Origin of the sequence: Maribacter huludaoensis, assembly GCF_029350945.1 — a bacterium.
In the GTDB taxonomy this organism is placed as follows: Bacteria; Bacteroidota; Bacteroidia; order Flavobacteriales; family Flavobacteriaceae; genus Maribacter; species Maribacter huludaoensis.
The window spans coordinates 548,504-575,222 of record NZ_JARKMS010000001.1 but is presented as its reverse complement, the minus strand read 5'-3'; the positions used below and the strand labels follow the sequence as shown (position 1 = coordinate 575,222).

The window sequence follows — 26,719 nt, the reverse complement described above, 5'->3', positions numbered from 1 at the left end:
TTTTGAAATGTAAGAACCAAAGAACATCATTTTTTATAGTTATTTTTAAATCACGTTCAAAATTTCATTCCTATGTCAAACAAACCCGCATTCATAAAAGAATTATCCTTGCCTGCAGTTGCAGCTCCAATGTTTTTAATTTCAGGACCACAATTGGTCATTGAATGTTGCAAGAATGGCATTGTCGGTACTTTTCCGGCATTGAACCAACGTACTAGTGAAGGTTTTGAGGAATGGCTCATTGAAATAAAATCTGCCTTACAGGCATTTGAAGAGGAGACCGGAAAAAAAGCGGCTCCGTTCGGTGTAAATCTCATTGTACACCAAACAAACCCTAGATTAGAGGCAGATTTAAAACTTTGTGCAAAGCATAAAGTACCTTTGATCATAACTTCTTTGGGAGCAGTTTCGCAGGTAGTAGATACTATTCATAGTTATGGCGGCTTGGTTTTTCACGATATTATTAAAAAACGTCATGCGGAAAAAGCAGCTGAAGCCGGTGTTGACGGTTTAATACTGGTTGCCGCAGGTGCCGGGGGCCATGCAGGTACAATCAACCCTATGACATTGGTTGCAGAAATAAAGAAATTTTTTCATAAAACCATTCTTCTATCTGGCTGTATAAGTACCGGTAGGGATATTGCTTCCGCCTTACAAATGGGTGCAGACTTAGCCTATATGGGCACAAGATTTATAAATACTAATGAAAGTAAAGCTACACCAGAATATCGCCAAATGATCATTGATGCCGGTGCTAGTGATGTAGTTTATACCGCATCTATTTCTGGTGTTCATGCCAACTTTCTTGCAGCTAGTTTAAAAGCGGCAGGTATTACCGAAGAAGACCTAAAGAAAGATGTCAAAATAGATTTTGGCAAAGAAATGAATACCGAAGCCAAAGCCTGGAAAACTATCTGGTCTGCCGGACAAGGTTCTGCCCTTATTGACGATTCTATAGCTGTTACCGAATTAGTAACACACTTAAAAGTAGAGTTTAAAGAAGCGATAGAGGAGCAAATGAAAGTCTTAGAAACCTACCCGAAATAAATATTATTCTAGCTTTACACATAGATGCCGTTAATTGATTCTACATATGATCCGCCATTATTTTTTAAAAACGGACACTTTTCTACCATATATGCCGGATTAATTAGAAAAGTAGATAATTTAGAGCAAATACGCATTCGTATTACCTTACCTGATTCTGATTTTTTAGATACAGACTGGAGTTACGCAACATCTTCATCCAAAAAATTGGTCATTATAGTACATGGACTTGAAGGAAGTTCAAAGCGAGCTTATATTAAGGGTAGTGCCAAAGCCCTGACCCTATCTGGCTATGATGTCTGTGCCATTAACCTAAGAGGATGCAGTGGTTCTGCCAACAGACTTTTCAGGTCATATCATTCTGGAGCCACAGAAGATCTACAAGCAGTTATAGAACATGTTTTACATTTAGACGAATATAAAAGTATATACCTGCACGGATTTAGTCTTGGCGGTAATCTTCTTTTAAAATATTTAGGTGAAAAGAGGGAGAGGGCCAATGAAATTAAAGGAGCTGTAGCAATTTCTGTACCTTGCCAATTAGCTGACTCGCTTCAAGAACTGCTTCAAAACAAGAATGCCATTTATGCTAAACGGTTTAAAGGTAACCTCATCAAAAAATTGAAGCAAAAACAAGAGTTATTTCCAGACCTAATTTCTAATTCAGATATTAAAAGCATTAAGACCCTAAAGGATTTTGATGATTTTTATACCAGTAAAGCGCACGGTTTTAATAATGCCATGGACTATTATAAGAAAAGCAGCAGTCTTCAATTTTTGGATAGTATAAAAGTTCCTACGTTAATAATAAATGCACTAAACGATTCTTTTTTAGGGTCTGAATGCTACCCAATAGAAATTGCAAAACATCACAGAGCCCTTTTTTTAGAAATGCCCAAATACGGAGGTCATGTTGGTTTTTACGGAAATAATAACTGCACTTATTCAGAAAGCCGAACACTAGAGTTCTTAAATAACATTGGCCAGCGTAACTGAACAAATACAAAAACATTTATATAATTTGTTACTTACTTATACTTTTTAGTTAAAAACTAAAATGACTACTTATTTATATATACTTCTACCCGTAAAAATTCATATATTAGTCGCTCATTTTACTGACAATACTTAAAAGAAAGTTACGTATGCGCAAATTATTCACCTTATTGGCTCTTGGCACAATGATAATTAGTTGTGGTGAGAAGAAGGAAGAGAAAAAAGATGGTTTTGAAATGAACAGGACCAAAAAAGAAGCTAAAACAGAAACGGCAAGTGAAGGCGTGCCAGTTGATTTAGATAATAAAGGAGTTGGCCCTATTACCAGTGTTACTTTTGATGATGCCGTAAATGAAGAAATGGCAGCTGCGGGCAAAGAAAAATTTCAAGCTATATGTACGGCTTGTCATATGGCCGAACAACGTATGATCGGGCCTGCACTTAAAGGTGTTTACGAACGAAGAAGCCCAGAATGGGTTATGAACATGATTATCAATCCTGATAAAATGTTGAAAGAAGACCCTATTGCAAAGGCATTATTGAAAGAATATAACAATGCGATAATGCTCAATCAAAACTTAAAAGAAGATGAGGCACGTAATATAGCAGAATATTTACGTACCCTTTAAAATTAAACGCCAACCTAATACCGAAAACCCTTTCATGTACATGAGAGGGTTTTCTTTTTTTAATTCATTTTAACAGTCCCCGTTGAATGTATGTTTTTACAACTTTTTACGACCAATTGAATATTAAAAATGATATATGCAAAACGATAAAATAAAAATAGATATAGTTTCCGATGTTGCTTGCCCTTGGTGTTATGTTGGCAAGAAACGATTGGAAAAAGCTATAAAAGAATGGGATGGCACCGAGATTGAAATTGAATGGCACCCATTTCAATTAGACCCGAATATACCAAAGGAAGGACTAGATAGAGACACGTATCTTAACAATAAATTTGGGAGTGTAGAAGGGCCTCTTGAAATGACAAAACGTTTACAAGAAAGCGGCAAAGAAGAAGGAATTAATTTCAACTTTGGAAAAGAATGGTTGGCCGTAAATACATTGCCCCTACATCAACTTTTACATGTGGCTGGCGAAGAAGGATTTAAAGACACCCTTAAAGAACGATTTATGAAGGCGTATTTTGATGAAAACCTTCATTTAAACGATGTTGTGGTTCTAAAGTCTATTATGGCAGAATTTAAATGGTCTTCAGAAAAAACGGAAAAAGTTTTAAATGATGATGCTATTGCTTATTCTGTAAAGCAAGAAATAGCACATTACCAACAACGTGGTGTCAATAGTGTTCCTTTCTTTATCATCAACGACAAATATGGCATTAGCGGTGCACAACCACCAGCAGCATTTTTAGAAGCCTTTCAACAAGTGGCTCCACTAAAAATAATTGCCACTGGTGATAGTTGCGACCCTTCTACAGGAATTTGCTAACTTAATATTAGCCAAAAGAAATTATTAACATTTAAAACAAGAAGTATGAAATCATCATTTTCTGATATCATAAAAGGAGATACTCCGGTTTTAGTTGACTTTTTTGCTGACTGGTGTGGACCTTGTAAAACCCTGGCTCCCATTTTAAAGGATGTAAAAGGAGATTTAGGCGACGCTATTAAAATTGTTAAAATAGACGTAGATAAAAATCAAACTTTAGCTTCTCAGTACCAAGTTAGGGGTGTACCTACTATGATTCTTTTTAAAGACGGCAAACAGGTTTGGAGACAATCTGGTGTAGTACCTAAAAATGATCTATTACATATTATTAAATCTAATTAATAGAATTTTAAACATACTGGACTAGGCAAATCAACCTGGCTAACAAAACGTAGCGTGCCATTTTCCGCATCTCTATTAAAAACAACTATATTGTTACTACGTTGATTTGCTACCAGTACATATTTACCCGTAGGGTCAATAGTAAAGTTTCTTGGCCAATCGCCCTTTACAGACTCCCTACCTACTAATTCTAAGTTACCGGTAGTTGCATCGACCTTAAATATGACCATAGTATTCTCCCCTCTATTTGTACCATAAAGGTATTTACCATCAGGCGATAAGTGAAGATCTGCACAATAGCTTTCCCCTTCAAAATTTGATTCTACTGTAGCATAAGTATCTTTGCCGTGATACTTACCAGCCTCTTTCCTGAACATGGTTATGGTAGAATTCAATTCATTGATTACATAAAGAAATTCTTCACCGGCAGAGGTTACAAAATGTCTAGGACCTGCACCTTCCGCAAGTATCAATTCTTTCTGCTTGCTTTCCACAAAACCACCATTTGCTTGCGTATATTTTTTAATACGATCTAATCCAAGATCGGAAACAACTAACTCGTCATTAATAAAAGAGGCCATGTGTGCATGTGCTTTTTTAGTAGAATCAAGCAACTTGTGATCAATAATTTGGGCATCTGAATTCAATCCATTAACCGATGCCCCATATACTGCTACGTTTCCTCCCGTGTAATTTGCCACAGCTACCAATTGACCACTATCACTTACCCCTACATAACATGGGTTTGCGCCATAAGTGGATTGCTCATTTATTTTAACCAAAGCTGTATCCTTTACGTTAAAAGCTGTGATAGAACCATTGTTCTCCTTATAATCATCTACCTCGCTAACTGCATATAAAGAATTTCTATCAGGCGAAAATGCTATATAAGAGGGATTTTTAATTTTAGCAGCCAACGTCTTATTTGTCAATTCGCCCGTATTCAGGTTGAAATTAAACTTATATATTCCCTCGCTACCATTATCGGTATATGTTCCTACAAAGAGAACTTGCTCATTTTTTAACTCTTCCACCTTACAACTGTTTAAAATAACCAACCCTATAATTATAGTAAATAAGCCTATTTTTTTCTTCATTTTTTGGATATAAAATTCAAAAATCAATTCTGAAAATTGAATAAGAGAGAACTTATATTTATTGATAAAAATATAAAAGAATCGTTCAAAAAATACGATTAATTCAATTTTATGTAACAAAATAGCCGTTTTTACTACATATAAGAAAGAAAGAACGATGGGATACGGAGGACAACCAATGAAAGTAATAAAAGCGAACAGAGCACTACTTAAAAAAAGTAGAAGCTTTAGAGAATTACGCAAAGATTATTTAGATTATACACAGGAAACCAAATTACACTTCAAAGAACTCACCGATTTTGAGCGTAAATTAGTGCGTGACAAAATAAGAGCGCAAGCAAAAAAAGACAGCTTACAAGAAATAGGAATCTACATAATTTCTATAGCTATAGTTCTAGGTAATTTTTATGCTATTTATAAATTTGTGTCATAGCAATTACCAGATACATGCTTTTATAAGCCCCACAGCTTAAATGGATTTTTTGTTTCTGGATCATCATCCTTTGACTTGGAAAGAGGTTTATCTACCATAACTTTGTACGTAGGGTCTTCCATTACGTTGACATCGATAATGTCATCTGCAGCGGCCAACAACCGTATACAATCATTACTTAAGTGTCGTAAATGAACCTTTTTACCTACTTGGGCATAGCGATCGGTAATTTTGTTCAAAGCCTCTATACCGCTCATGTCGGAAACACGGCTTTCTTTAAAATCGATAATTACTTCGCTGGGGTCCCCTTGTACATCAAATTTTTCATTAAAAAGCGTAGTGGAACCAAAGAATAAAGGACCGTAGATTTCATAGTGCTTTACGCCATGCTCATCTACATACTTTCTAGCCCTAATTCTCTTGGCACTTTCCCAAGCGAATACCAATGCCGAAATGATTACACCGATCAATACCGCCAATGCCAAATTATGTAGGAATACCGTGATCAACGTAACCAATATCATTACAAAAATATCTGATCTTGGCATTCTTCTTAGGGCTTTAAAACTTGCCCACTCAAACGTACCAACGGAAACCATGACCATAACACCTACCAAGGCCGCTATAGGTACCAACTCTATTACCGGGGCACCGAACAATATGATCAATAATATGGTCAACGCTGCAATAATACCAGATAACCGTGCTCTTGAACCGGCAGAAAGGTTAACCAATGTTTGTGCAATCATTGGACAACCGCCCATACCACCAAAGAAACCATTTAATATGTTTGCTCCACCTTGTGCCAAACATTCTCTATTACTGTTACCTTTGGTATTCGTAATTTCATCTACCAAATTCAAGGTCAACAGCCCTTCTGTAAGACCAACAGCAGCCATAATTAATCCATAAGGCAAGATAATCTTAAAAGCTTCTAATGTAAAAGGAATAGATGGAATGTGAAAAGAAGGTAACGACCCACTAAGTGACTTTAATTTTTCTCCAGGCAACGTATCTTGATTAATGATATCAACTACTTGTTTGGTCTCAATATCTAAAAAATAGACGATTAAAAACACTACAATAATACCTATCAATGAAGCTGGTACCGCTTTAGTAAGTTTAGGAACAAAAACAATTATTGCAATGGTAAACAGCACCAAGCCTACCATGGTATACAATGTGGTACCTGTTAACCAAACTGCGGCATCGCCCACACCTACTTTAAATTGATCCATTTGAGCCATAAAAATGATAATGGCCAAACCGTTAACAAACCCGAACATAACCGGCTGTGGAACCAAACGTATAAATTTACCCAACTTTAAAAAGCCCACGATTAATTGAAAAACACCGGCCATAGCAACCGCGGCAAAAACATATTCTAAACCATGAGAGTTCATTAATGCCATGAGTACAACAACCGTAGCTCCTGCACCACCAGAAATTAACCCAGGCCTACCCCCAAATATCGCGGTAACCAAACCCATTATAAATGCCCCGTACAAACCTACTAATGGAGAAAACCCTGCAAGAATAGCGAACATCAACGATTCAGGAATCATTGTCATTGCAACTGTTAATCCTGCTAAAATTTCATTCTTATAATCTACTTTCTGGTTGAAATCGAAAATATTGAGGTACTTCTGCATGCTCGATGAATTTAAGGGCGCAAAAATAAGTCATATTTACCGGCCTCACCACTAACTAACAGAATATTACCATATTATCTGTCTACCAGGCTTTTAATCCCAATAATTTCTCTCCTAAAGGTGATAATTTAGCAGTATCATATTTGGTTTTCTCCCATTTACGTGGATCACCCGGAAAAGCATACCCTTCTGGTGCAATTCTGTTCTTCCAGGAATTGACTCTCCAAAGGCGCATTTTTTCATTTTCTGGCTCGGCAGGCATCATTGAAATGTACTGTGCTATTCTAACTTTATCCTTAGACTTATTGGGTCTAATGCCATGGGGTTCCGTACTGTTAAAAATTAACAGATCGCCCGCCTTCATTTTCACTTTTACAATTTTATCCTCTAAACCAACCAATGAAGGCTGAAAACGATCTCGGTCCTCTGGCTGTGTCAGTTTCCATGAATCATAATTGCGATATAACCACGGTATACATTGAAAGCCTCCCATATTTTCGTCATCTTGGTCTGCCAGAGCCAATACTCCTTGAACATTTTGTGGTTTTGTTTCCGGGTCATAATCCCAATGTATAAATCCTTTCTTGTCTACACCTGCCGGCAATGGAAAATTCAAATTTGCACGATCAATAGTCACCCAAAGTTTTTCTGTTCCCCAAACATCTACAAAGGCATCATATACTCTTTTCGTTTGTCTATTGTTCCATAAGTGTTGATGGTTATACACCTCAACCATTCCCGTTCCCGTTAATTCTTTCATTTGCATTTCTGCCCTTGGCGGAGCGTACCATGTTGAAGAATCTGTAGGGCTCTTTTCATCAAACTCCCAAAGAAAATCTGCAGTTGCTTTTGCTTGCTTTAGGGACACAGCATTCTTTATTACTATATACCCATTTTCTATCCAGAATTTCCAATCTTCTTCGCTGAGTACACGAAGTGGTTTCCCATTAGATCTATCGTTCAATTTTTGTTTACTGCTTGTTGCTGTTGATGGATTACCTGGCATATCTCTATGCGCTTTATTACCCTGCTCAACTTTATTATTTGTCTGTTGCATCGTTTAAGAATTTTATGGTTGATATGTTTATAAAACTACTGAGCGTTAGCAATTTGAACTACCGTTGTATTGACCATAATTTGAACGATATTGATTTTTTAGGTACACCTCATTAAATTTAACTGCAATTTTGTTACATTTAAACTTATGAAGGTAGAACTAGAAACTATTGACCCCGCTTCTAAAAGCCCGTTTAGGCTGTTACATGACCCTAAACTTAGCCATCTTTTTTATTGGCATTTTCATCCGGAATATGAATTGGTATATATTGAAGGCGCCAACGGCACAAGACATGTAGGAGACCACATTTCTGAGTATAAAGAAACAGATTTGGTTCTTATTGGCTCTAACATACCACATCTAAATTTTGACTACGGTGTTAAGACTACCTATCGTGAAGAGGTTTTACATATTAAACCTACTTTTAAAGACACTTTTGTAGACCCTATTCCAGAGTTAAAAAACTTAAACAGGTTATTGGATCTATCCAGATACGGAATTGCTTTTCATGGAGAAACTAAAAAAGTGGTAGGCGAATTATTAAAAGAACTCCACACCTTAAAACCTTTTGAATATTTTATGGCTATCATGAATATTCTTAAAAGACTTTCTCAAAGCAACGAATTTGAATTATTACATAAAAAACCTTACAAAAACAGATACAGCAAAAAAGAGCAAAGTAGAATTCGTGATATTTATGCATTGATCGATGAACGCTACCAGGGTAAAATTTCTGTGGATGAAGTTGCCAAATTCTGCAATTTGACCAAACCTGCTTTCTGTCGCTATTTTAAAAAAGCAACGGGTAGTACTTTTATTGAATTCTTAAATCAATATCGCATCAGCCAATCGCAACGTTTATTACTGAACGGAAAAAATGTAAGCGAAACCTGTTTTGAATGTGGATTTGAAAGTCTGTCGTACTTCAACAGAACTTTTAAAAAGGTAACAGGAGAAAATCCATCAGCATTTAAAAAAAGACTTCAAAATAATTAATTGCAATAGTATTATAACCTATAGAGGAAACAATTAAAACCATACCGTGTTAATTTTAGCAAAGCATAATGCATACACTTTTTCAACTCTTAAGTAAAGTGTACAACCTCTAAAATTCAACCATGGAAATTTTTGACCCACTTAGTTTAAAAACTGTTTTTCAAATTTGTATTGCGGCAGTCTTTGTCTATTTATATATGATGTTCATTACTAGGGTAACCGGTAAAAGAACGTTTGCCAAAATGACAAGTTTTGACTTTGCAGTAACTATTGCCATGGGATCAATTTTAGCCGATGCGGTAAACAAGCCCGTTTCCAGTTTAATGCCCGCCTTGGTTTCAATTGCCTTGTTAGCAGGACTACAAGCTTTGTTCGCTAAATTGTTGTCATCATCTAATGCGGCACAAAAGGTTATGACCAATTCACCAATACTGTTAATGGAAAATGGAACTATTCTTTCAGGGAACCTAAAAAAAGCATTGGTAAGCCAAGCCGATTTAATGGGGAAATTACGTGAAGCAAACGTTCTACAGCTCTCTGAAGTAAAAGCCGTTATATTTGAAACTACAGGTGATATCTCTGTTCTACATACGGACAAAGAATTAGATGTTGATTCTATAATAATGGAAGACGTTAAGAAAAGTGCATAAAAAAGTGCCCTATATATACCTTATAGGACACTTTTGAGACAATCAACCTAAAAACTATTTTGCCTTCTTACGTTCTACCTTCATCGTAGGGTTAGAAGATTTAACTCTTTTTTTACTTTCAGAACCTTTTGCAGATTTTAAATACTCTTGGTATCCTCTACCTCTAAATTCATACGTTGTACCGCTATCTGGGTGGTATAGTTCTATAGTACTATCATTGATAACATATAGCTCAAAGTAATCGTTACCAAAGAAATCATAATCTAAAGTCAAGGTTTTTAATGTGTTATCCCCTTGTATATTATAGACTTGATATTCACCTTCAAAATCCCACTGTAAATTAGAAACATTAGTATTTGGCGCATTTACGGAAGACCTGAAAAAGCTTGGCAAAAACTGTAAGTAATTTTCGTTGTCAAAATCATTCAACGCACCTGCTTCACTGGTGTAAATTTTCTCCCAAGCATCATATTCCTGTATGAAATAATTGATATTGTCGTAGAACACCATATCATAGTCAAAGTTATTGATCTGATATCCTTTAAGATAGTATGAGGTATCCGTACCGGCATCGTACAACTCTATTGTATTATTGTTTACCGCATAAACCTCTAAAAACCAAGAACCGTCAATATCATGAGCTATGTCTACGGTACCCCTAAGTGTACCATAAGTACCTACATCAATACCATAGCCACCACCTGTTTTACCAATTCCCACAATATTATTGTTGGCATAAAGCACTCCGCGATCAAAAGAAACCGTAAATGCCCTTTGCAAAAAAGGCACTTCGCCATTACCTCTAGTTGCATTAATATCTACATACCATAAATCATAACTTTGTAAAACTTGATCGGTATTGAATGCCGATTCCTCTATAAAATCATCTTCAATAATTACTTCTGTATAACAAGAGACCATTAAAGTTGCCAATAGGAAATATCCTATAAGTAGTTTTATTGTTTTCATAAGATTTCATTTAATAGGTTACCTACCTAGAAACAATCTCCATGCCAAAATTTTTACAAGACTGATTCTAATCATATTATGATCATCTAAATAATTGGTAAATTTACACCATGAACGAGAATGCGAAATTTGCGGTTTTAGGAGGAGGAAGTTGGGCTACGGCCATTGTAAAAATGTTGACCAACAATCAAGAAAAAATAGGCTGGTATATGCGTAATGCAGATGCTATTGAGCATATTAAAACCCAAAAACACAACCCAAATTACCTTACTTCCGTAGAGTTTCAACCAGAGCAACTGTTCTTGACAGATGATATTAATGAAGCAGCTAACTTTGCAGATGTTTTAATTTTTGCAATTCCTTCTGCATTTTTAGTCGGAGAATTAGAAAAATTAGAAGCTTCTTTGAAAGATAAAATTATCTTTTCGGCAATTAAAGGTATCGTGCCAGAATCAGGATTGATAGTTGGCGAGCATTTTCATACTACTTATGATATTCCTTTTGAAAATATTGGTGTTATTACAGGCCCTTGCCATGCAGAAGAAGTGGCAATGGAGCGCCTATCATATTTGACCATTGCCTGTGCAGATACTGAAAAGGCAGAATTGATAGCCCATAATTTATCCAGTAATTATATTAAAACTAGTATAAGCAAAGATATTATCGGTACCGAATATGCTGCTATGTTAAAGAACATCTATGCCATAGCAGCTGGTATAGCCCACGGATTGGGATATGGCGATAACTTTCAAAGTGTGTTAATGAGTAATGCCATTCGTGAAATGAAACGGTATACAAAACGCATTCATAAGCTAGACCGTAACATTAATAAATCTGCCTATTTAGGAGATTTACTGGTTACCGGATATTCTATATTTAGCCGAAACAGAATGTTCGGCAATATGATCGGAAAGGGCTACACTGTAAAAAGTGCACAAATGGAAATGAATATGATCGCCGAAGGATACTATGCTGCAAAAAGTGCTTATAATATAAAAGAGAACTTTACAAAAAAGGTCAAAACTCCTATAATTGACGCAGTTTATAAAGTTCTCTATGAAAATAAAAACCCTAAAAAGGTATTTCTTGATTTAACCGATAAGTTAGATTAACGTCTTTCTAAAGAAAAATCTGAATGCTCTTTCAATTCCGCGTTTAAGGTAGTCCTCCAATCCTCAACGACCTCATCGCTTACCTTAAACTTATTTTGAAACTCTGCCAGTAAAGGCTCCATTAGCTTTCTAACACTGTCTATATCAAAATAAAGTCTCCCTGTTCTTCTAATAAAGAAATCCATAGGGGTTTGTACCATTTCAAAATTAATACCGAACGCCAATTCTGCTTTGGCCAATCTCACATAATTATCGGCTTCTACTATCCCCTTATAATTCTCTAGAATAGTCTCTGTTTGCTTACCGTAATTAGTTACCAAAAACCAAGCATCATGCTTTGTAAAACCGTCATCTTTAATTTTTACATATACCTCTTCAATGTACTTTTTAACATGCTTGAATTTCTTAAAATCTACATTACCGCATAAAAATATTTTCTCTGTGTAACATTCCTTTAATTTAATGTCATGGTCCTCTTCCATTTTTTTGGCAATGCGATCAACCACTCTTTCAGCCATCTTACGATAACCAGTTAATTTACCACCAGCTATACTTATCAAACCTGTATCGGACACAAAAATCTCATCTTTTCGGGAAAGTTCTGAAGCTGATTTTCCTTCCTCATGAATAAGCGGACGAAGCCCTGCCCAAGAGGAAACTATATCTTCCAATTCAAGATTAATATCAGGGAACATATTATTAACCGCTGAAATCAAATAAATAGCATCGGCAAGATCTGTTCTTACTTTGTTCTTATTATCATTATAGTTGGTATCCGTAGTACCCACATAAGTTATTTTACCTCTAGGAATGGCAAACATCATTCTACCATCTGGTATATCAAAATAACAAGATTGTTTTACAGGTAATTTTTCATATGGAAAAACTAAATGCACCCCTTTTGTTAAATGAAGCTGTTTTCCTTTTTTAGAATTATTAAGGCTTCTTAATTCATCTACCCATGGACCAGCTGCGCTGATCACATATTTAGATTTAACCGTAAATTCCTTACCCGTAAGCTCATCTATAACTTTGACCCCGGCAACTTTTTCGTTATCATATATAAACTCATTTACCTTGGCATAATTCAATGCTTGTGCACCGAACAAAAGGCTAGTTTTTATATTTTCGATTGTTAAACGAGCATCATCGGTCCTATATTCGGCATAATATCCCGCTCCGTTCAAGATTTTTTTGGGTAACAATGGTTCCAATTTTAAGGCTTCCTTCTTTTCAAGCATCTTTCGCTTATCATCACCCGTTACCTGAGCAAGAATATCATATACTTTAAGACCAATGGATGTTAACCATTTACCATAAGATCCATTTTCTATTAATGGCAGTAACATTTTTTCGGGCAATACCAAATGAGGCGCCAATTTATGCACAATTGCACGTTCTGAGCCCACTTCTTTAACCAACCAAAAATCAAATTGCTTTAAATATCGAAGTCCGCCATGTATTAGCTTGGTAGACTTACTACTGGTACCAGAAGCAAAATCCCCTTTTTCGAATACCGCTACTTTTAAACCACGCGATGCAGCATCTAATGCAATACCGCCGCCGGTAATTCCCCCTCCTATTACTACTAAATCAAAATCTTCAGATTCTAGATGATCTATTGTTTTTTGACGTTCTAAATTGGTAAATTTTATATTCTTCATCAGTAGATGTCTGTTTTGATTAAAACGTTCATTTTGATCTATATTGGACCAAAACCTAACATTTATAGGCAAAGATAGAACTAGTGTTATGCTATTCTATGCTCTATAAAATTAATAAATTGTAAAATTGATATTTATGCTACTCTTCTTCTTCCCAACCTTTTGATCGTTCTACAGCCTTTTGCCATTTTTTGTACAAACGTTTTCTTTTTACCCGATCAAAAGTTGGCTTAAAAATTCGGTCCATTGGTCGGCTTTGATCAATGTCCGTTTGCTTCCAAAAGCCAACTTGAATTCCTGCAAGAAAAGCTGCACCCATTGCTGTAGATTCAATAATTTCTGGTCTGTGAACCTCAGAATCTAAAATATCTGCCTGGAACTGCATTAAATGATTATTTGCACAGGCACCGCCGTCAACCCTTAGATTCTTTAATTGAATACCAGAATCATCTTCCATTGCCTTTAATATATCTTTGGTTTGATATGCCAATGCCTCTAATGTTGCCTTTGCCAAATGTGCTTTACCGGTATCCCTAGTTAGACCAAAAACCGCGCCTCTAGCATACATATCCCAATAAGGTGCTCCAAGACCTGCAAATGCCGGCACCACGTAAACCGGATTCTCCCCCTCAATAGAATTTGCCAATTCTTCGGTTTCTTTGGCATCCTTAATAAGTTCCAGACCATCTCGTAACCATTGGATCGCTGCTCCTGCAATAAAAATACTTCCTTCTAGAGCATAATTAACTTTACCATCTAGACCATAGGCTATAGTGGTCAACAATCCGTTTTTTGAGAACTGGGGTTTTTCGCCGGTATTCATTAACATAAAACAGCCGGTACCGTAAGTATTCTTTGCCGATCCCTTTTTAAAACAAGCTTGCCCAAATAATGCTGCCTGCTGATCGCCCGCTATACCTGCAATTGGTATCTTAACTCCCTCTAACTCATAATCGCCAAAATGGGCAGAAGATGGCTTTACTTCCGGCAACATTGTTTTAGGTATATCCAACGCTTTTAGCATTTTTTCGTCCCACTTAAGATTTACAATATCATAAATCATGGTTCGTGATGCATTGGTATAGTCTGTTAAGTGGTTGTGGTCCTTGGTCATGTTCCATACCAACCAAGTATCAATAGTACCCATTAACAAATCTCCAGCCTTGGCTTTCTCTTTGGCACCATCAACATTATCCAATATCCACTTTACTTTGGTACCTGAAAAATAAGAATCGATTACCAACCCCGTAGTTTTCTTTACATGTTCTGTCAACCCTATTTTCTTTAGGTGTTCACAAATATCCGCCGTTCGTTTGTCTTGCCAAACAATGGCATTATATACCGGTTCTCCCGTATTTTTGTCCCAAACTACCGTTGTTTCCCTTTGGTTGGTGATCCCTATACCTACTATCTCTTTAGGCTGTACATTTTCCTTTTCAAGAAGCTCTTTTAAAACAGCCATCTGAGAGGATAGGATTTCTTTTGGGTCATGTTCTACCCAACCCGATTTTGGAAAAATCTGTTTGAATTCTTTTTGGACCATACCTTTAATGGTACCGTCATGGTCTACCAACAAAGCCCTAGAGCTTGTAGTTCCCTGATCTAATGATACTATAAATTGCCTTGACATGTGCTTTAAGTTATTTCTCTAAATATAGCGGAAATAAAACTCATTACAAAGCAGCGAACAGTGCAACAATTGGCAGACTTGTACCTACTATTACTAAAACTACATCCTCATGCCATAAGGCTTATTTCTTCCTATCAACTAAAGCACTCGGCCATATTGCCATAGCTATTATTCCCTATTATTCCAGTAGAGGTAAAAATGTACGTATAACAGGCTTTTTAAATCGTTTACTTGATAAACTCTTTTTCTATAAAATAATTTACGATAGCTTCTTTCATAAGTACGGTTTGTTCCCCTGCCTTTAAAGAAGGTAATTCTTCTAGCACATTATAATGAGGCCAACCGTCTTCATCGAAAAAACTAAATTCATAGAAACCATAAGGTTCTAAAAGACGACATATAGCTATATGCATTAAATCTAACTTATCGTCCTTTTTATATTTTCTGTGGTACTGTCCTAATTCTTGAACTCCAACCAAGTAAATAATAGCATCTAATTCTAGAGGGTCACCATCAGAAAACTTTGCTGAAAGCTTTTCTACCAATAATTCCCACCGTTCTTTTAATTGTATATCCCTAGCCATAATATTAACATCAACTGTAGTATGCTACAGACCTTGCAAAGGTACAAATCAAAGTTCTATATTTGTTAAAACACTTTATAAATGGGGCTTTTGGATATTTTACTTGCATTACCTTTAATATGGGGTCTATGGAAAGGATATAAGAACGGACTTTTTATGGAAATAGCCTCTATTGTTGCACTTGTTGCAGGTATTTTTGGAGCTATCCATTTTTCATATATCACAGGTGAATATTTATCCGAGCACTTGAATTGGAATGAACGCAATATGAGTATCATTGCCTTTGTAATTACGCTAGTGCTTATCATTATCATTGTAAATTTAATTGGAAAACTATTGACCAAAGTTGCCAATTTTGCTATGCTTGGTACATTGAATAAAATTGCGGGCGGTATTTTCGGTACTTTAAAGGTTGCCATTTTATTAGGCGCCGCTTTCATTTTTATTGATCGTATGGACAGCACCTTTAATATAATTACAGAAGAAACTAAAGCAGAATCTATCTTGTATCAACCTATCAAAGATATTGGAGCCCTAATTTTTGACACCGTTCTGGTACGTGAAGCTCCTCCAAGTCAGGCTTCAGAGAAGCCAATAATCATATAATGGCATTATCCGCTAATCTTACTTTTTATACACTTTATCGAATAAGCATTTTTGTTGATACCCAGCATTTAATTTTTCTATAATATTACTCTATCGATAACCCAAATCGATTACGAGAGCTTAGAACACTCTTAACTTTTTACCTACTTCGCTACGCCGAGAGGCTATTTATTTAAAAGACACCTATATGAAAATGAGATTGCTTTACGCGGTCCCTGTCTTTTTATTGCTTTTTCTTGGTTCTTGTACTAGCGAATCTCTTGATGAAGCGCCAGTGCTTGAAGCTGAAAACGTTTTAACTATAGAACAGGACCTACTGGACATTGTTAATGAACACAGATTAAGCATAAACACTAATGCATTGGCTTTTAGTGACGTAGCTTACAAATATGCCAATCTCCATACAGATTATATGATTTCTAAAGGTAGCATTAGTCATGACAACTTTAGTTCAAGAGCATCTAAAATTGATTCTGAAATAAGTGTTGAAATGGTTGCAGAAAATGTAGCCAAAGATTATCAAACTGCCTTAGAAGCTTTTGAAGGATGGTATATAAGTAGTAGTCATAAAAAAACAATGGAGGGCGATTTTACCCATACCGGAATAAGTGTCAAGAAAGATGACTTTGGCAATTATTACTTTACCCAACTATTCTACAAGCAGTAAATCCATATAACCTCTCTACCTACTTAAAGGCTCTACTATAGTTAAATAGCTGAGAGATTTAATTGTAGATGAAGGCAATAAATTATATGAAATGCACTTTTCTACGGTGTAATATTAAATACAATTTAGCGAGAGACCTGAAGATCACAATTATGGGCAACTTAACGAGTTTTTAAGACCCTGTATAGATGATTTAATACTAGCGCTAATCAACAAGACTATTTTTGGCACTTACTAAAAAATAGTTTCCCTATATGAAATCCGCCTTCATCTATTCAGTTCTAATTTTAGCCCTTTTATCATCTTGTTCAAAAAACCAAAACTTTACAGATTACGAAGAAAATTCTGAATATATATTAACAAAATATACCCTAGCTTCTTCTAAAAATCATAGCACAATTGAAGCAGAACTTTTTCAATTAATAAATAACTATAGAATAGAACTTGGTTTAAATGAATTGGTTTTTGAAAACGCCACTTACTACTATGCAAGCCTTCATACCAATTATATGATTTCTAAAAAAAACACAAGTCATGATAATTTTAGTAAACGCGCAGAATATATTTCTGAACAATTGGACGCCGATTTTGTGTCTGAAAATGTTGCTCGTAACTATGAAACCATAGAGGATGCTTTTGCTGCATGGTTAAAAAACCCCGGACACAAAAAAAATATTGAAGGCAATTTTATCTATTCGGCAATCAGTATTAATCAAAACAACAACGGGGAGTATTATTTCACGCAAATATTTGTACAATAACAAAATTGATTACTCATTTTCCATAAATGCCTTTGCGCTGCAAAGGCATTTTTTATGCTTACCTTTTAGGTGAAAAAGAACCGTTTCTTTAACTTTCACTTAAATTCACAGAAATGAGTATACGAGCACCCTTTAATCTTAATAATTGGATTGAAGAAAACAGAGCTTCACTTAAGCCACCTGTTGGAAACAAAAATTTATATAAAGATGCCGGCGATTACATTGTTATGATCGTTGCCGGACCAAATGCAAGAAAAGACTATCACTATAACGAAACCGAAGAGCTTTTCTATCAACTTGAAGGAAACATAGAAGTTCATATTCAAGAAGACGGTAAAAAGCGTACCATGCAATTAGGACCTGGAGATATGTATTTGCACCCTGCAAAAGTTCCACATTCCCCGGTTCGCAAAGAAGGCTCTATCGGCTTGGTCATAGAACGTAAACGTAACCATATGAATGTTGACGACGGTCTTTTATGGTTTTGCGATAATTGTAACCACAAGTTATATGAAGCTTATTTTACCCTTCATGATATTGAAAAAGATTTTTTATCACATTTTAAGCATTTTTATAGCTCAGAAGAATTAAGAACCTGCGATAATTGCGGTACCGTAATGCCAGTTGATGAACGTTTTATAGCTAAAGAATAATGGTAATAGCCACAAAATTAGTTACAGCTCTTGTAGCGTTCATCCATATTTATATTCTTTGGTTTGAAATGTTCGCATGGACCACGACCGGTAGAAAGGTTTTTAGAAATTTTCCGAAAGATTTATTTGAGCCTACAAAATCTATGGCGGCAAACCAAGGGCTGTACAATGGCTTTTTGGCAGCAGGTTTAATTTGGTCTTTTTTCATCACCAATATAGAATGGTCAGCAAATGTTGCACTCTTCTTTTTAAGTTGTGTTGCCATAGCCGGTATATATGGCGCTACCACCGTAAGTAAAAAAATATTCATTGTCCAAAGTGTGCCTGCGCTTATAGGAATTATTCTATGGTGTATTATAAAATTCGCTTAGCTTCAAATTGTTCTTTACAAGGATAAAATTCTTTGTATTTTTGTAACATATCTAACAATAAATACGCAAAAAGTTATAAAATGTCAAAAATAGCAGCAGATTTCGGAATACATGATGCCCTAAAAGCATTAGGAATTAAAGATATAAACGAAGGTACCTCAACGGGGACACATCAATTTTCATCTGGCGAAATAATATCATCATACTCACCGGTAGACGGTTCATTAATAGCTAAAGTAAAATCAACTACAGAAGCCGACTATGAAAAAGTGATGTCTACAGCAACCGTAGCTTTTAAGGATTGGAGAACAAAGCCTGCTCCGCAACGTGGAGAAATTGTTAGACAATTTGGAGAAAAACTTAGAGAACTAAAAGAACCCCTTGGCAAACTTGTTTCTTATGAAATGGGGAAAAGCTACCAAGAGGGCCTGGGAGAAGTTCAAGAAATGATAGATATCTGTGATTTTGCAGTTGGTCTCTCCCGTCAGTTACATGGTCTTACTATGCATTCAGAAAGACCTGGCCATAGAATGTACGAGCAATATCATCCGTTAGGTGTTGTAGGAATTATATCTGCATTTAATTTTCCTGTTGCCGTTTGGGCATGGAACACGGCACTTGCATGGATCTGTGGTGATGTTTGTGTTTGGAAACCATCGGAAAAAACACCTTTATGCGGAGTAGCTTGTCAAAATATTGCTGCTGAAGTATTTAAGGCAAACAATTTACCGGAAGGTATTTCTTGTTTAATTAATGGGGATTACAAGATCGGTGAGTTAATGACACAAGATAAAAGAATACCGTTGGTATCTGCAACGGGATCTATAAGAATGGGTAAAATAGTAGCTCAGGCAGTTGCTGCCCGTCTTGGAAAATCTTTACTGGAGCTTGGCGGCAACAATGCCATTATAGTTACACCGGATGCCGATTTGAAAATGACGGTTATAGGTGCTGTATTCGGTGCCGTGGGCACAGCCGGTCAACGTTGTACTTCTACTAGAAGATTGATCATCCATGAGTCTATGTACGATAAGGTTAAAGATGCCGTTGTTGCCGCTTACCAGCAACTAAGAATAGGTAACCCATTGGATGAAAACAATCATGTTGGTCCATTGATCGATACAGATGCTGTCGCACAATATAACAAAGCATTGGAAAAAGTAGTAGACGAAGGTGGTAAACTTATCGTTGAAGGCGGTGTGTTGGAAGGTGAAGGTTATGAAAGCGGTTGCTATGTAAAACCTGCCATTGCCGAAGCCGAAAACAATTTTGAAATTGTACAGCACGAAACGTTTGCACCGGTACTTTACTTATTAAAATATTCAGGTGATGTAGAAAATGCCATTGCTATTCAAAATGGTGTTGTTCAAGGTCTTTCATCTGCAATTATGACCAATAATTTAAGAGAGGCAGAACGTTTTCTTTCCGCCTGGGGCAGTGATTGCGGTATAGCAAATGTAAACATTGGTACATCAGGAGCTGAAATAGGTGGAGCCTTTGGCGGTGAAAAAGAAACTGGCGGTGGCCGTGAGAGTGGATCTGACGCTTGGAAAGTGTATATGAGAAGACAGACAAATACTATTAATTATACTACCGAACTTCCTTTAGCACAAGGAATAAAGTTTGATCTATAATAAGCTCATAATTTTCTTTGCATGTTATGTTCAATACCAGGTCGTTTATGAATTGGTAGTTTCATTTGACCAACTGCCATGAAGCAAAGCCTGTATTCCCAGAATAATGAACATGCAAAGAAAATTAATAATACCTTTTATTTTTTTCTTCATTTTATAGTGTAATTTCCTCTGTATTAAACTAGTAAAAAGTTGTACTTAATTCAACAATTTCTGTACAGGTTTACACAAATATTGTATAGTTGGATTATAAATTCCTACACTTTAAAGCAAAAAAAATCCTGTCGACCAACGTAAACAGGATTTTTTAACCAACTAACTCAAAACTTGAAATATATCATCAATGCCCAATCTTTGTGGGGAGATGCATATCGTTTCTATACATACGCAAAAATGCAATTAATAGTTGTCGATGTATACACTTTTTTTACCAACTAACTCAAAGATTGTATAGTTCGTTCAGTATTTTACATATCCGGATTTTACATAATGATTGATTGTAAGGTAATTAGCAGCCAATCTTTTAACATTTTTAAGTTTTTTTTAATAAATTGTGCGCTAAACACTAAACATTTCGTACAATGACAAGAACAATCAAGTATTTATTTTTGATGTTGATCACCATTGTAGTCGGCACCTACTTCTTTATCACCTGTTGCAGCGAATGCGGCGCGGGAGTTACAAGCACAGCGCCTACTACAGAAAAGGAAATCATTAAAGAGCCCTCGGCTACATCTTACCCCTTCGCTATCGACGGTAACGAATTTGCCTATAACACGAATGACAATTATAATTTTAATGTATCATCACATAACTTTTTAACTCCACTAAGTGCAGATCTTACCAAAGGGATTACAGGTTTACAAAGTCATTTGTCCTCTAACGAAAACAATGTTATCAACGTTACGGGATATTATACCAGCCAAGAAGAGAACAATACCGCTTTCCCTAATTTGGGTCTTGCAAGAGCTAATTCCATTAAAAACGATTTAGCATCTAAAGGTATTCCTACCGCTCAAATTAATACGCAAGGAAAACTTATGGACGAAATGATACCAAAAGAAGGAACCTATTGGGGTGCAGCATCTTTTGGCCTAGTGGAAAAATCCGCTACCGCAGAAGATGACTTAAAGGCATTATATGATAAAATAAATGCTGATCCGTTAATTCTTTACTTCAATACTGCAGAAGCATCAATTCACTTAGATGCCGTTCAGAGACAAAAAGTTGCCGATATTTCTAGATATTTAGATAAAGTTTCTGATGCTACCGCAAGCGTTGTTGGTCATACAGATGCAACTGGGCAAGCAAGCACAAACATGAGGCTAGGTCAAGATAGAGCAGAATTTGCCAAAAATTACTTAATGCAAAACGGAATAGCTGCAGACAAAATAATTGCTACGTCTAAAGGACAAACGCAACCAATTGCCACTAACGCCACTGAAGAAGGCAGAGTAAAAAATAGACGAACAGTTATTACATTAAAATAAAACATACACTAATCCTATAAATAAGTAAAATCATGAATTTTGAAAATATGAACATTTGGTGCTGGATAATTCCATTGTTAGTAGGTCTTATCTGCGGTATTTTAGGTTATCTACTTGGTAGCCGTTCTTCTAAGGTAATAGACAACTCTGCTGAAATCAACAGTCTTACCGCCAGTAATACAAAACTGAAAAACGAACTTTCAGAATTAAACAATCTAAAAGCGAGCAATAGTAAATTGAAAGCTGATCTAGAAGCTTGTAACCAAAAAGTAATAGCTGCAAGCAAGGTTGTACCACCGGCTCCTTCCGCGCCAAGCACTAATTTAGGTGCTTCTGCCGCCTCTTTTGCTGCCGGCGCCGCTACAAGTAGCGCTCTAACTTTTGATGGTTCTGCTGCCAAGGCTGCATTTGGAAAAACAATTAAGCAAGACGATCTTAAACTTGTTGAAGGTATTGGCCCAAAAATTGAAGGAATGTTCAAAGACCACGGTATTAAAACTTGGAAAGAACTTTCTGAGGCCAGCTTGGAAACTTGTCAAAAAATATTGGACACGGGTGGAACACGTTACAAGATTCACGACCCTGCGTCATGGCCTATGCAGGCGAAAATGTGCTACGAAGGCAAGTGGGCAGAACTTGTTAAATGGCAACAAGAACATAAACACGGTAAACTATAATTTACGGTTCAAAGCAAAAAAAATCCCGATCATTACTGATCGGGATTTTTTTATTTATAATGCTCCGTTCGCCTCTACCCATTTAAAATGATATTGGTCTTGTGGAAATTTCATTCTTTCTGCAATCCGCTCCAATCTAGATGGTAATTTGATCAAGTAGTCACGAGCCTTTTCAGCTTCCTCGTTCAACGAACGAACAGAATCTATCTCCCAATATGCATTCAGCTTACTTAGTATATCAACATAATCTTGTGCCGTATATACACCTAAACGCTGTGCACAGTTAGAGAAGTTCTCAAAAGCAGAACCAATTGTACCACCAGACTCACGTAAAAAATGTGCCGGCATTACAATCTTCTTCTTCATCATATCTGCAAATGCTATCATCATACCTGATGGATCTTCACCTAAAATAGTCTTCACGAATTCTCTGTACGCCAAATGGTGTCTCATTTCATCACCGGCAATTATAGTACACATTTTACCTAATAAGGCATTTCCTTTTTTCTTCGCCATTTGCCCCACACGCTTGTGCGATATATTGGTAGCTAATTCTTGAAAAGAAGTATACACAAAGTTTTTATATGGATCACGATCTGTACCTATGTCAAAACCATCAGAGATTAAATGTTGGGTCGTAATTTCAATTTCCCTCATATTTACCCTTCCAGATAAGTAAAGGTATTTGTTCAAAACATCTCCATGTCTATTCTCCTCAGCTGTCCAAGCACGCACCCACTTAGCCCAACCATTTGTTTTATGATCACCATGCTGGTCTATACCAACAACGTCCATTAACCAAGATTCATAAGTTGGTAACGCTTCTTCGGTAATGGTATCTGCTACCATGGTCACCCAGAAATCATAACCTAATTCCTTAGACTCTTCACGTATATCTTTTACCTCTTCTAAAAAAGTGTCTTTCTCAGAATCTGGTAGAAAATCTGTAGGTTGCCATATATCCTCTGGTTTTATAAGGAAAGACTCCATAAAACTTTCTACTTTAGGCTCTAAGGCCTGCATCACTTCTAATCTTATATTTTTAGTAGACATATTTTTAATTTCTATTAAAGATTGTCAATAAAGCAATCTGTTTTTCAGTAAAGTTAACGGTTTTCTTAGTTTCTGCCCGTTTCATTAGGATAAAAGGTATAAACTGGATCACTTTGCCAATATTCTTTGGAACTGGCATTAAATACAGTTAACGGTCCTTTAAAGGCCGCACCTGTATCTATGTTCCACACATTGGCGGCTTTTTGCGGTGTTGTTTTCCCTATACGCGTAACAGGAGTATGGCCAATATAAATTTCAGAATAATTTTTTAATCGCTTTGGATAATGAATATGCCCTTCATCTAAATCTGTATTCAATGAAAGCGCCAATTCCCACAACGTACGATCCCAATAGAACGTCTTTTTAAAATATTCATGCTCAATACCCTTTAAGTTGGTAAACCCTGCATGCAAGAACAATCTGTTCTCCGAATCTAAATAATAATTCTCTAAGCTTTCATAAAACTTAAGATGCATTTCTTTAGTCTCTTTAGAAGCTTTACCGTATGAATTTGAAGTTGCTTCACCTCCATGCATAAACCATGTTGGGTTGTCTGCCTTACCCGTCAACCATTCATAACATAGTTCATCATGGTTGCCTCTTAAATATATACAGTTGTAGCTTTCTTTTAATTTTATGAGGTAGTTTACTGTTTCCACAGCTTCGCTCCATCCATCTATATAATCACCCAAAAAAATTATAGTATCATCTTTGGTTATAGCGGCTTTTTCAAGTACTTGTTTTAAAGCTTGTAACCCTGAATGAATATCACCTACTACCAGTGTTCTATTTGTACTCATTTAGCAAAAATCGCAATTATGGTTATCATAGCAAGAATAAATATCACTAAAAAAAAGATTTTCCAGAATGAATAAGGCCTGTTACCGCTTAATACGCCTGTTTGCCCATTTATATAAAAACTAAACTCTTTACCATCATACCTATATGAACTTATATAGATAGGAAGTAAAATATGCTTGAATTTTTCATTTGACAGTTTTATATCTGCATTAGCTACCCTTTGGGTATCACCACCAATATCACGCCTGATCCAATTGTAAGCTATATTCTTGGCTTCTTGAAACGACTTGTGATGCCCTTCCTTTAATGAAACCGTATATTTTTCCGTAACAAAACCAGATAGATATTTTGAATTAAAAGCCACTAAATCTTTCAAATTCCAAAAGGCGACTTTCGCCGGAATCTCTTTTCGTTTCTTTTCTGATGCGCTTATTAAAATATCATCTACAAAACCATCTACCCTGCCCGATGCATAAGTCCACCTTGTCTTTCTAACACGTCTGGTTTTTCTTGCCTTGTTGCTGTTATAGCTTTGTGTCTCGTAATAATAATCGCCTCGTTGACCTTGGTAAGAGGCAAAGAGGTTGGCATCGAACGTCCAATAAGGTATATACAACCCATGCAACCCTTCTGGATCTAAAGCCGCTTTTTTAAGATTATCAGGTGCAAACCAAATTTTATCTACCCAAGCTTTAAATATTGATTGTGCCTTATTAGTATCAAATTGAAACGGAACTAGCGCCCCAGGCAATATCCAACCTTCTTTTTCAATATCTTCTCGTATTAAAGGCTCGCTACAATATACACAGTTAAGCGATTTATAGTTCTCCTCTACATGCTGATTGGCTCCGCAATTTTTACAATGCAACAGGTCTATTGTTTCAGTATACGCATTTTCACCAACAATTTTCAAGTAATGCTCTAGTTCTAGTTCTTCAAAACTAGTCTTAGATTGCTCAATAAACTCTTCATAACCACAGTACTCACATGTCAATTGATTGGATCCGGGCTTAAATTTTAGCTCGGCACCACAATTGGCACATGCCTTTTTATATTCTGATTTTTGAATATCGTCCATAGAAAGTATCCCTTATCTTAGAAAGGTTTTGCTTAAAATTATGCTGTTGGCAATGGCGGTGGTGTATTACCTCCCAAGAAAGATTTTAGCTCTTCTACCTCTTTTAAGGCAGCCCAGCTTGCCATACCTTGTTTCCAGATCAACGAATCTCTGTTAACGGTTCTACTGGCGAACAATTCTTTAAGCTTATCAAAAGTAACAGGGCCCAATTGCTGACCGTTTACGGCATAAAAATAAGTTATTTGTGCAGGTATCGGCGGTGGCGCTTGAGGCTGTTGTGTGGTTTGACCGCCAATGGGTTGTGCCGCAGGCTGCCCCATTAAACCGCCCATTTGTTGTGCCAATACAAAGCCCATGCCCATGCCCATACCGGCACCGGCGGTGCCACCTTCATTCTTGGCAGCTAACTCCATTGCTTTGGCCGCTTTAAACTGTGCAAGTTTGCCCATGTCCAATTTATCCAATCGGCTGTATTCAAATATTTCCTTTTTAAGCTCTTCTGGCATTGATACATTTTCAATGTAGAATTTCTCTAGTTCTATACCTACCCTATTAAACTCTGGCTGCATTACTTCTTGGCAGGTTTCAGATAGCTCGCTTGTATTTGCAGCATATAACTCAATGGGCAAATTGGCTTCACCTATTGTATCTGTAAAACGTGTTACTATTAAGCTTTTTAAATGTTCATTTACTTCATAGCTTGTAAAATTACCATCTGTACCCACTACATCTACAACGAACTTTCCCGGGTCATTGACTCTAAAACTATACGTTCCAAAAGCGCGAATTTCTACCAAACCAAATCGGTCATCACTTAACATGAACGGATTTTTAGTGCCCCATTTTTCATCTGTGAACAAACGGGTGTTCACAAAATATATCTCTGCCTTGAACGGACTATCAAATCCGTATTTCCAACCTTTTAACGTTGTTAAGATTGGCAAGTTTTGCGTATTTAAAGTATATGTACCTGGTTTAAAAACATCCGCCAACTGACCTTCATTGATAAAGACCGCCGTTTGCCCTTCTCTAACGATCAATTGTGCATTGTTCTTAATTTCATTTTGATAACGCTCAAATCTATGTACAATAGTATCGTTTGTGGTATCTAGCCATTCAACAATGTCAATAAACTCGTGGCTCAGTTTTTTCTTAATTTCATCAAAAATGCTCATGGTCAATATGTGTTTTAAAATGTGTTATTCAAGATATGCAATTCAATAACAGACCCAAAATACCCAGGT

General features: G+C 36.3%; 28 protein-coding genes. 17 read left to right on the top strand and 11 right to left on the bottom strand.

Annotated elements, in window-relative coordinates:
* Positions 1-72: 72 nt before the first annotated feature.
* From PXC01_RS02510 to trxA, 5 genes are all read left to right on the top strand, one after another.
* Positions 73-1,047 (top strand): NAD(P)H-dependent flavin oxidoreductase, encoded by a 975-nt coding sequence (locus PXC01_RS02510; protein ID WP_276470800.1) that lies wholly within the window; start codon positions 73-75, stop codon positions 1,045-1,047.
* A gap of 24 nt (positions 1,048-1,071) precedes the next feature.
* A complete protein-coding gene (locus PXC01_RS02505) occupies positions 1,072-2,043 on the top strand; it encodes a YheT family hydrolase (RefSeq protein ID WP_276470799.1) in 972 nt (323 codons plus the stop codon).
* A 149-nt stretch (positions 2,044-2,192) separates the two neighbouring features.
* A complete protein-coding gene (locus PXC01_RS02500; protein WP_276470798.1) occupies positions 2,193-2,672 on the top strand; it encodes a c-type cytochrome in 480 nt (159 codons plus the stop codon).
* 136 nt (positions 2,673-2,808) lie between these two features.
* Entirely contained in the window at positions 2,809-3,498 is a 690-nt protein-coding gene (locus tag PXC01_RS02495) for a DsbA family oxidoreductase (RefSeq protein ID WP_276470797.1), read from the top strand.
* Between the two features lie 45 nt (positions 3,499-3,543).
* The gene (gene trxA / locus PXC01_RS02490) at positions 3,544-3,840 is read left to right on the top strand and encodes a thioredoxin (protein ID WP_276470796.1); all 297 of its coding nucleotides are present in this window, start codon (positions 3,544-3,546) and stop codon (positions 3,838-3,840) included.
* Here trxA and PXC01_RS02485 read toward each other — a convergent pair.
* Positions 3,837-4,937, bottom strand: a complete 1,101-nt coding sequence (locus tag PXC01_RS02485) for a lactonase family protein (protein ID WP_276470795.1) — start codon at positions 4,935-4,937, stop codon at positions 3,837-3,839. The two genes, trxA and PXC01_RS02485, sit on opposite strands and share 4 nt — an antisense overlap.
* A gap of 157 nt (positions 4,938-5,094) precedes the next feature.
* Here PXC01_RS02485 and PXC01_RS02480 point away from each other — a divergent pair, with 157 nt between their 5' ends.
* Complete coding sequence (locus PXC01_RS02480; protein WP_276470794.1) at positions 5,095-5,370, top strand: hypothetical protein; 276 nt, start codon at positions 5,095-5,097, stop codon at positions 5,368-5,370.
* A 20-nt stretch (positions 5,371-5,390) separates the two neighbouring features.
* Here PXC01_RS02480 and PXC01_RS02475 read toward each other — a convergent pair whose 3' ends face one another.
* Together PXC01_RS02475 and PXC01_RS02470 are read right to left on the bottom strand one after the other, a co-directional pair.
* Positions 5,391-7,022, bottom strand: a complete 1,632-nt coding sequence (locus PXC01_RS02475; RefSeq protein WP_276470793.1) for a SulP family inorganic anion transporter — start codon at positions 7,020-7,022, stop codon at positions 5,391-5,393.
* An 82-nt stretch (positions 7,023-7,104) separates the two neighbouring features.
* Positions 7,105-8,079, bottom strand: coding sequence for a phytanoyl-CoA dioxygenase family protein (locus PXC01_RS02470; RefSeq protein WP_276470792.1), 975 nt, complete (start codon positions 8,077-8,079; stop codon positions 7,105-7,107).
* A 147-nt stretch (positions 8,080-8,226) separates the two neighbouring features.
* Here PXC01_RS02470 and PXC01_RS02465 point away from each other — a divergent pair, with 147 nt between their 5' ends.
* Together PXC01_RS02465 and PXC01_RS02460 are read left to right on the top strand one after the other, a co-directional pair.
* Positions 8,227-9,075, top strand: coding sequence for a helix-turn-helix domain-containing protein (locus PXC01_RS02465; protein ID WP_276470791.1), 849 nt, complete (start codon positions 8,227-8,229; stop codon positions 9,073-9,075).
* A gap of 122 nt (positions 9,076-9,197) precedes the next feature.
* The gene (locus PXC01_RS02460) at positions 9,198-9,725 is read left to right on the top strand and encodes a DUF421 domain-containing protein (protein ID WP_276470790.1); all 528 of its coding nucleotides are present in this window, start codon (positions 9,198-9,200) and stop codon (positions 9,723-9,725) included.
* A gap of 54 nt (positions 9,726-9,779) precedes the next feature.
* Here PXC01_RS02460 and PXC01_RS02455 read toward each other — a convergent pair whose 3' ends face one another.
* Complete coding sequence (locus PXC01_RS02455) at positions 9,780-10,694, bottom strand: nicotinic acid mononucleotide adenyltransferase (RefSeq protein ID WP_276470789.1); 915 nt, start codon at positions 10,692-10,694, stop codon at positions 9,780-9,782.
* Positions 10,695-10,804: 110 nt separating this feature from the next.
* Here PXC01_RS02455 and PXC01_RS02450 point away from each other — a divergent pair, with 110 nt between their 5' ends.
* Entirely contained in the window at positions 10,805-11,806 is a 1,002-nt protein-coding gene (locus PXC01_RS02450; protein ID WP_276470788.1) for an NAD(P)H-dependent glycerol-3-phosphate dehydrogenase, read from the top strand.
* Here the strand turns inward: PXC01_RS02450 and PXC01_RS02445 are convergent.
* From PXC01_RS02445 to PXC01_RS02435, 3 genes are all read right to left on the bottom strand, one after another.
* Positions 11,803-13,470 carry a glycerol-3-phosphate dehydrogenase/oxidase gene (locus PXC01_RS02445; RefSeq protein WP_276470787.1) on the bottom strand — a complete coding sequence of 556 codons (1,668 nt, stop codon included), beginning with the start codon at positions 13,468-13,470 and terminating at the stop codon, positions 11,803-11,805. The two genes, PXC01_RS02450 and PXC01_RS02445, sit on opposite strands and share 4 nt — an antisense overlap.
* Positions 13,471-13,609: 139 nt before the next feature.
* Entirely contained in the window at positions 13,610-15,100 is a 1,491-nt protein-coding gene (glpK, locus tag PXC01_RS02440; RefSeq protein ID WP_276470786.1) for a glycerol kinase GlpK, read from the bottom strand.
* Positions 15,101-15,327: 227 nt separating this feature from the next.
* Positions 15,328-15,684: a hypothetical protein gene (locus PXC01_RS02435; protein WP_276470785.1), complete on the bottom strand. Its 357-nt coding sequence runs from the start codon at positions 15,682-15,684 to the stop codon at positions 15,328-15,330.
* Between the two features lie 81 nt (positions 15,685-15,765).
* Here PXC01_RS02435 and PXC01_RS02430 point away from each other — a divergent pair, with 81 nt between their 5' ends.
* The 8 genes from PXC01_RS02430 to PXC01_RS02395 all read left to right on the top strand — a co-directional run bounded on the left by PXC01_RS02430 (position 15,766) and on the right by PXC01_RS02395 (position 22,543).
* The gene (locus PXC01_RS02430; protein ID WP_276470784.1) at positions 15,766-16,290 is read left to right on the top strand and encodes a CvpA family protein; all 525 of its coding nucleotides are present in this window, start codon (positions 15,766-15,768) and stop codon (positions 16,288-16,290) included.
* Positions 16,291-16,477: 187 nt separating this feature from the next.
* On the top strand, positions 16,478-16,957 hold the full coding sequence (locus PXC01_RS02425; RefSeq protein ID WP_276470783.1) for a CAP domain-containing protein: 480 nt from the start codon (positions 16,478-16,480) through the stop codon (positions 16,955-16,957).
* Positions 16,958-17,211: 254 nt separating this feature from the next.
* Complete coding sequence (locus PXC01_RS02420) at positions 17,212-17,718, top strand: CAP domain-containing protein (RefSeq protein WP_276470782.1); 507 nt, start codon at positions 17,212-17,214, stop codon at positions 17,716-17,718.
* Positions 17,719-17,831: 113 nt separating this feature from the next.
* Positions 17,832-18,371, top strand: a complete 540-nt coding sequence (locus tag PXC01_RS02415; protein WP_276470781.1) for a 3-hydroxyanthranilate 3,4-dioxygenase — start codon at positions 17,832-17,834, stop codon at positions 18,369-18,371.
* Positions 18,371-18,742 (top strand): DUF1304 domain-containing protein, encoded by a 372-nt coding sequence (locus PXC01_RS02410; RefSeq protein WP_276470780.1) that lies wholly within the window; start codon positions 18,371-18,373, stop codon positions 18,740-18,742. Before PXC01_RS02415 ends, PXC01_RS02410 begins: the two co-directional genes overlap by 1 nt.
* 80 nt (positions 18,743-18,822) lie before the next feature.
* Positions 18,823-20,376: an L-piperidine-6-carboxylate dehydrogenase gene (gene amaB / locus PXC01_RS02405; protein WP_276470779.1), complete on the top strand. Its 1,554-nt coding sequence runs from the start codon at positions 18,823-18,825 to the stop codon at positions 20,374-20,376.
* Between the two features lie 581 nt (positions 20,377-20,957).
* A complete protein-coding gene (locus tag PXC01_RS02400) occupies positions 20,958-21,866 on the top strand; it encodes an OmpA family protein (protein ID WP_276470778.1) in 909 nt (302 codons plus the stop codon).
* Positions 21,867-21,898: 32 nt separating this feature from the next.
* Positions 21,899-22,543 carry a hypothetical protein gene (locus PXC01_RS02395; RefSeq protein WP_276470777.1) on the top strand — a complete coding sequence of 215 codons (645 nt, stop codon included), beginning with the start codon at positions 21,899-21,901 and terminating at the stop codon, positions 22,541-22,543.
* A gap of 54 nt (positions 22,544-22,597) precedes the next feature.
* Here PXC01_RS02395 and PXC01_RS02390 read toward each other — a convergent pair whose 3' ends face one another.
* The 4 genes from PXC01_RS02390 to PXC01_RS02375 form a co-directional block, all read right to left on the bottom strand.
* Entirely contained in the window at positions 22,598-23,596 is a 999-nt protein-coding gene (locus PXC01_RS02390) for an acyl-ACP desaturase (protein WP_276470776.1), read from the bottom strand.
* A 65-nt stretch (positions 23,597-23,661) separates the two neighbouring features.
* Positions 23,662-24,396: a metallophosphoesterase family protein gene (locus PXC01_RS02385; protein WP_276470775.1), complete on the bottom strand. Its 735-nt coding sequence runs from the start codon at positions 24,394-24,396 to the stop codon at positions 23,662-23,664.
* A complete protein-coding gene (locus PXC01_RS02380; protein WP_276470774.1) occupies positions 24,393-25,475 on the bottom strand; it encodes a TFIIB-type zinc ribbon-containing protein in 1,083 nt (360 codons plus the stop codon). The genes PXC01_RS02385 and PXC01_RS02380 overlap by 4 nt, the downstream gene beginning before the upstream one ends.
* Positions 25,476-25,513: 38 nt before the next feature.
* Complete coding sequence (locus PXC01_RS02375) at positions 25,514-26,650, bottom strand: SPFH domain-containing protein (RefSeq protein ID WP_276470773.1); 1,137 nt, start codon at positions 26,648-26,650, stop codon at positions 25,514-25,516.
* Positions 26,651-26,719 lie beyond the last annotated feature (69 nt).

Bases quoted from the DNA above. Each gene is read 5' to 3' on its own strand.
- PXC01_RS02415 (WP_276470781.1), top strand. From the start codon at position 17,832: ATGAGTATACGAGCACCCTTTAATCTTAATAATTGGATTGAAGAAAAC.
- PXC01_RS02475 (WP_276470793.1), bottom strand. From the start codon at position 7,022: ATGCAGAAGTACCTCAATATTTTCGATTTCAACCAGAAAGTAGATTAT.
- PXC01_RS02470 (WP_276470792.1), bottom strand. From the start codon at position 8,079: ATGCAACAGACAAATAATAAAGTTGAGCAGGGTAATAAAGCGCATAGA.
- PXC01_RS02425 (WP_276470783.1), top strand. From the start codon at position 16,478: ATGAAAATGAGATTGCTTTACGCGGTCCCTGTCTTTTTATTGCTTTTT.
- PXC01_RS02505 (WP_276470799.1), top strand. From the start codon at position 1,072: ATGCCGTTAATTGATTCTACATATGATCCGCCATTATTTTTTAAAAAC.
- PXC01_RS02420 (WP_276470782.1), top strand. From the start codon at position 17,212: ATGAAATCCGCCTTCATCTATTCAGTTCTAATTTTAGCCCTTTTATCA.
- PXC01_RS02450 (WP_276470788.1), top strand. From the start codon at position 10,805: ATGAACGAGAATGCGAAATTTGCGGTTTTAGGAGGAGGAAGTTGGGCT.
- PXC01_RS02400 (WP_276470778.1), top strand. From the start codon at position 20,958: ATGACAAGAACAATCAAGTATTTATTTTTGATGTTGATCACCATTGTA.
- glpK (WP_276470786.1), bottom strand. From the start codon at position 15,100: ATGTCAAGGCAATTTATAGTATCATTAGATCAGGGAACTACAAGCTCT.
- PXC01_RS02395 (WP_276470777.1), top strand. From the start codon at position 21,899: ATGAATTTTGAAAATATGAACATTTGGTGCTGGATAATTCCATTGTTA.
- PXC01_RS02465 (WP_276470791.1), top strand. From the start codon at position 8,227: ATGAAGGTAGAACTAGAAACTATTGACCCCGCTTCTAAAAGCCCGTTT.
- PXC01_RS02455 (WP_276470789.1), bottom strand. From the start codon at position 10,694: ATGAAAACAATAAAACTACTTATAGGATATTTCCTATTGGCAACTTTA.
- PXC01_RS02385 (WP_276470775.1), bottom strand. From the start codon at position 24,396: ATGAGTACAAATAGAACACTGGTAGTAGGTGATATTCATTCAGGGTTA.
- PXC01_RS02380 (WP_276470774.1), bottom strand. From the start codon at position 25,475: ATGGACGATATTCAAAAATCAGAATATAAAAAGGCATGTGCCAATTGT.
- PXC01_RS02495 (WP_276470797.1), top strand. From the start codon at position 2,809: ATGCAAAACGATAAAATAAAAATAGATATAGTTTCCGATGTTGCTTGC.
- amaB (WP_276470779.1), top strand. From the start codon at position 18,823: ATGTCAAAAATAGCAGCAGATTTCGGAATACATGATGCCCTAAAAGCA.
- PXC01_RS02460 (WP_276470790.1), top strand. From the start codon at position 9,198: ATGGAAATTTTTGACCCACTTAGTTTAAAAACTGTTTTTCAAATTTGT.
- PXC01_RS02375 (WP_276470773.1), bottom strand. From the start codon at position 26,650: ATGAGCATTTTTGATGAAATTAAGAAAAAACTGAGCCACGAGTTTATT.
- PXC01_RS02485 (WP_276470795.1), bottom strand. From the start codon at position 4,937: ATGAAGAAAAAAATAGGCTTATTTACTATAATTATAGGGTTGGTTATT.
- PXC01_RS02510 (WP_276470800.1), top strand. From the start codon at position 73: ATGTCAAACAAACCCGCATTCATAAAAGAATTATCCTTGCCTGCAGTT.
- trxA (WP_276470796.1), top strand. From the start codon at position 3,544: ATGAAATCATCATTTTCTGATATCATAAAAGGAGATACTCCGGTTTTA.
- PXC01_RS02410 (WP_276470780.1), top strand. From the start codon at position 18,371: ATGGTAATAGCCACAAAATTAGTTACAGCTCTTGTAGCGTTCATCCAT.
- PXC01_RS02445 (WP_276470787.1), bottom strand. From the start codon at position 13,470: ATGAAGAATATAAAATTTACCAATTTAGAACGTCAAAAAACAATAGAT.
- PXC01_RS02390 (WP_276470776.1), bottom strand. From the start codon at position 23,596: ATGTCTACTAAAAATATAAGATTAGAAGTGATGCAGGCCTTAGAGCCT.
- PXC01_RS02430 (WP_276470784.1), top strand. From the start codon at position 15,766: ATGGGGCTTTTGGATATTTTACTTGCATTACCTTTAATATGGGGTCTA.
- PXC01_RS02500 (WP_276470798.1), top strand. From the start codon at position 2,193: ATGCGCAAATTATTCACCTTATTGGCTCTTGGCACAATGATAATTAGT.
- PXC01_RS02435 (WP_276470785.1), bottom strand. From the start codon at position 15,684: ATGGCTAGGGATATACAATTAAAAGAACGGTGGGAATTATTGGTAGAA.
- PXC01_RS02480 (WP_276470794.1), top strand. From the start codon at position 5,095: ATGGGATACGGAGGACAACCAATGAAAGTAATAAAAGCGAACAGAGCA.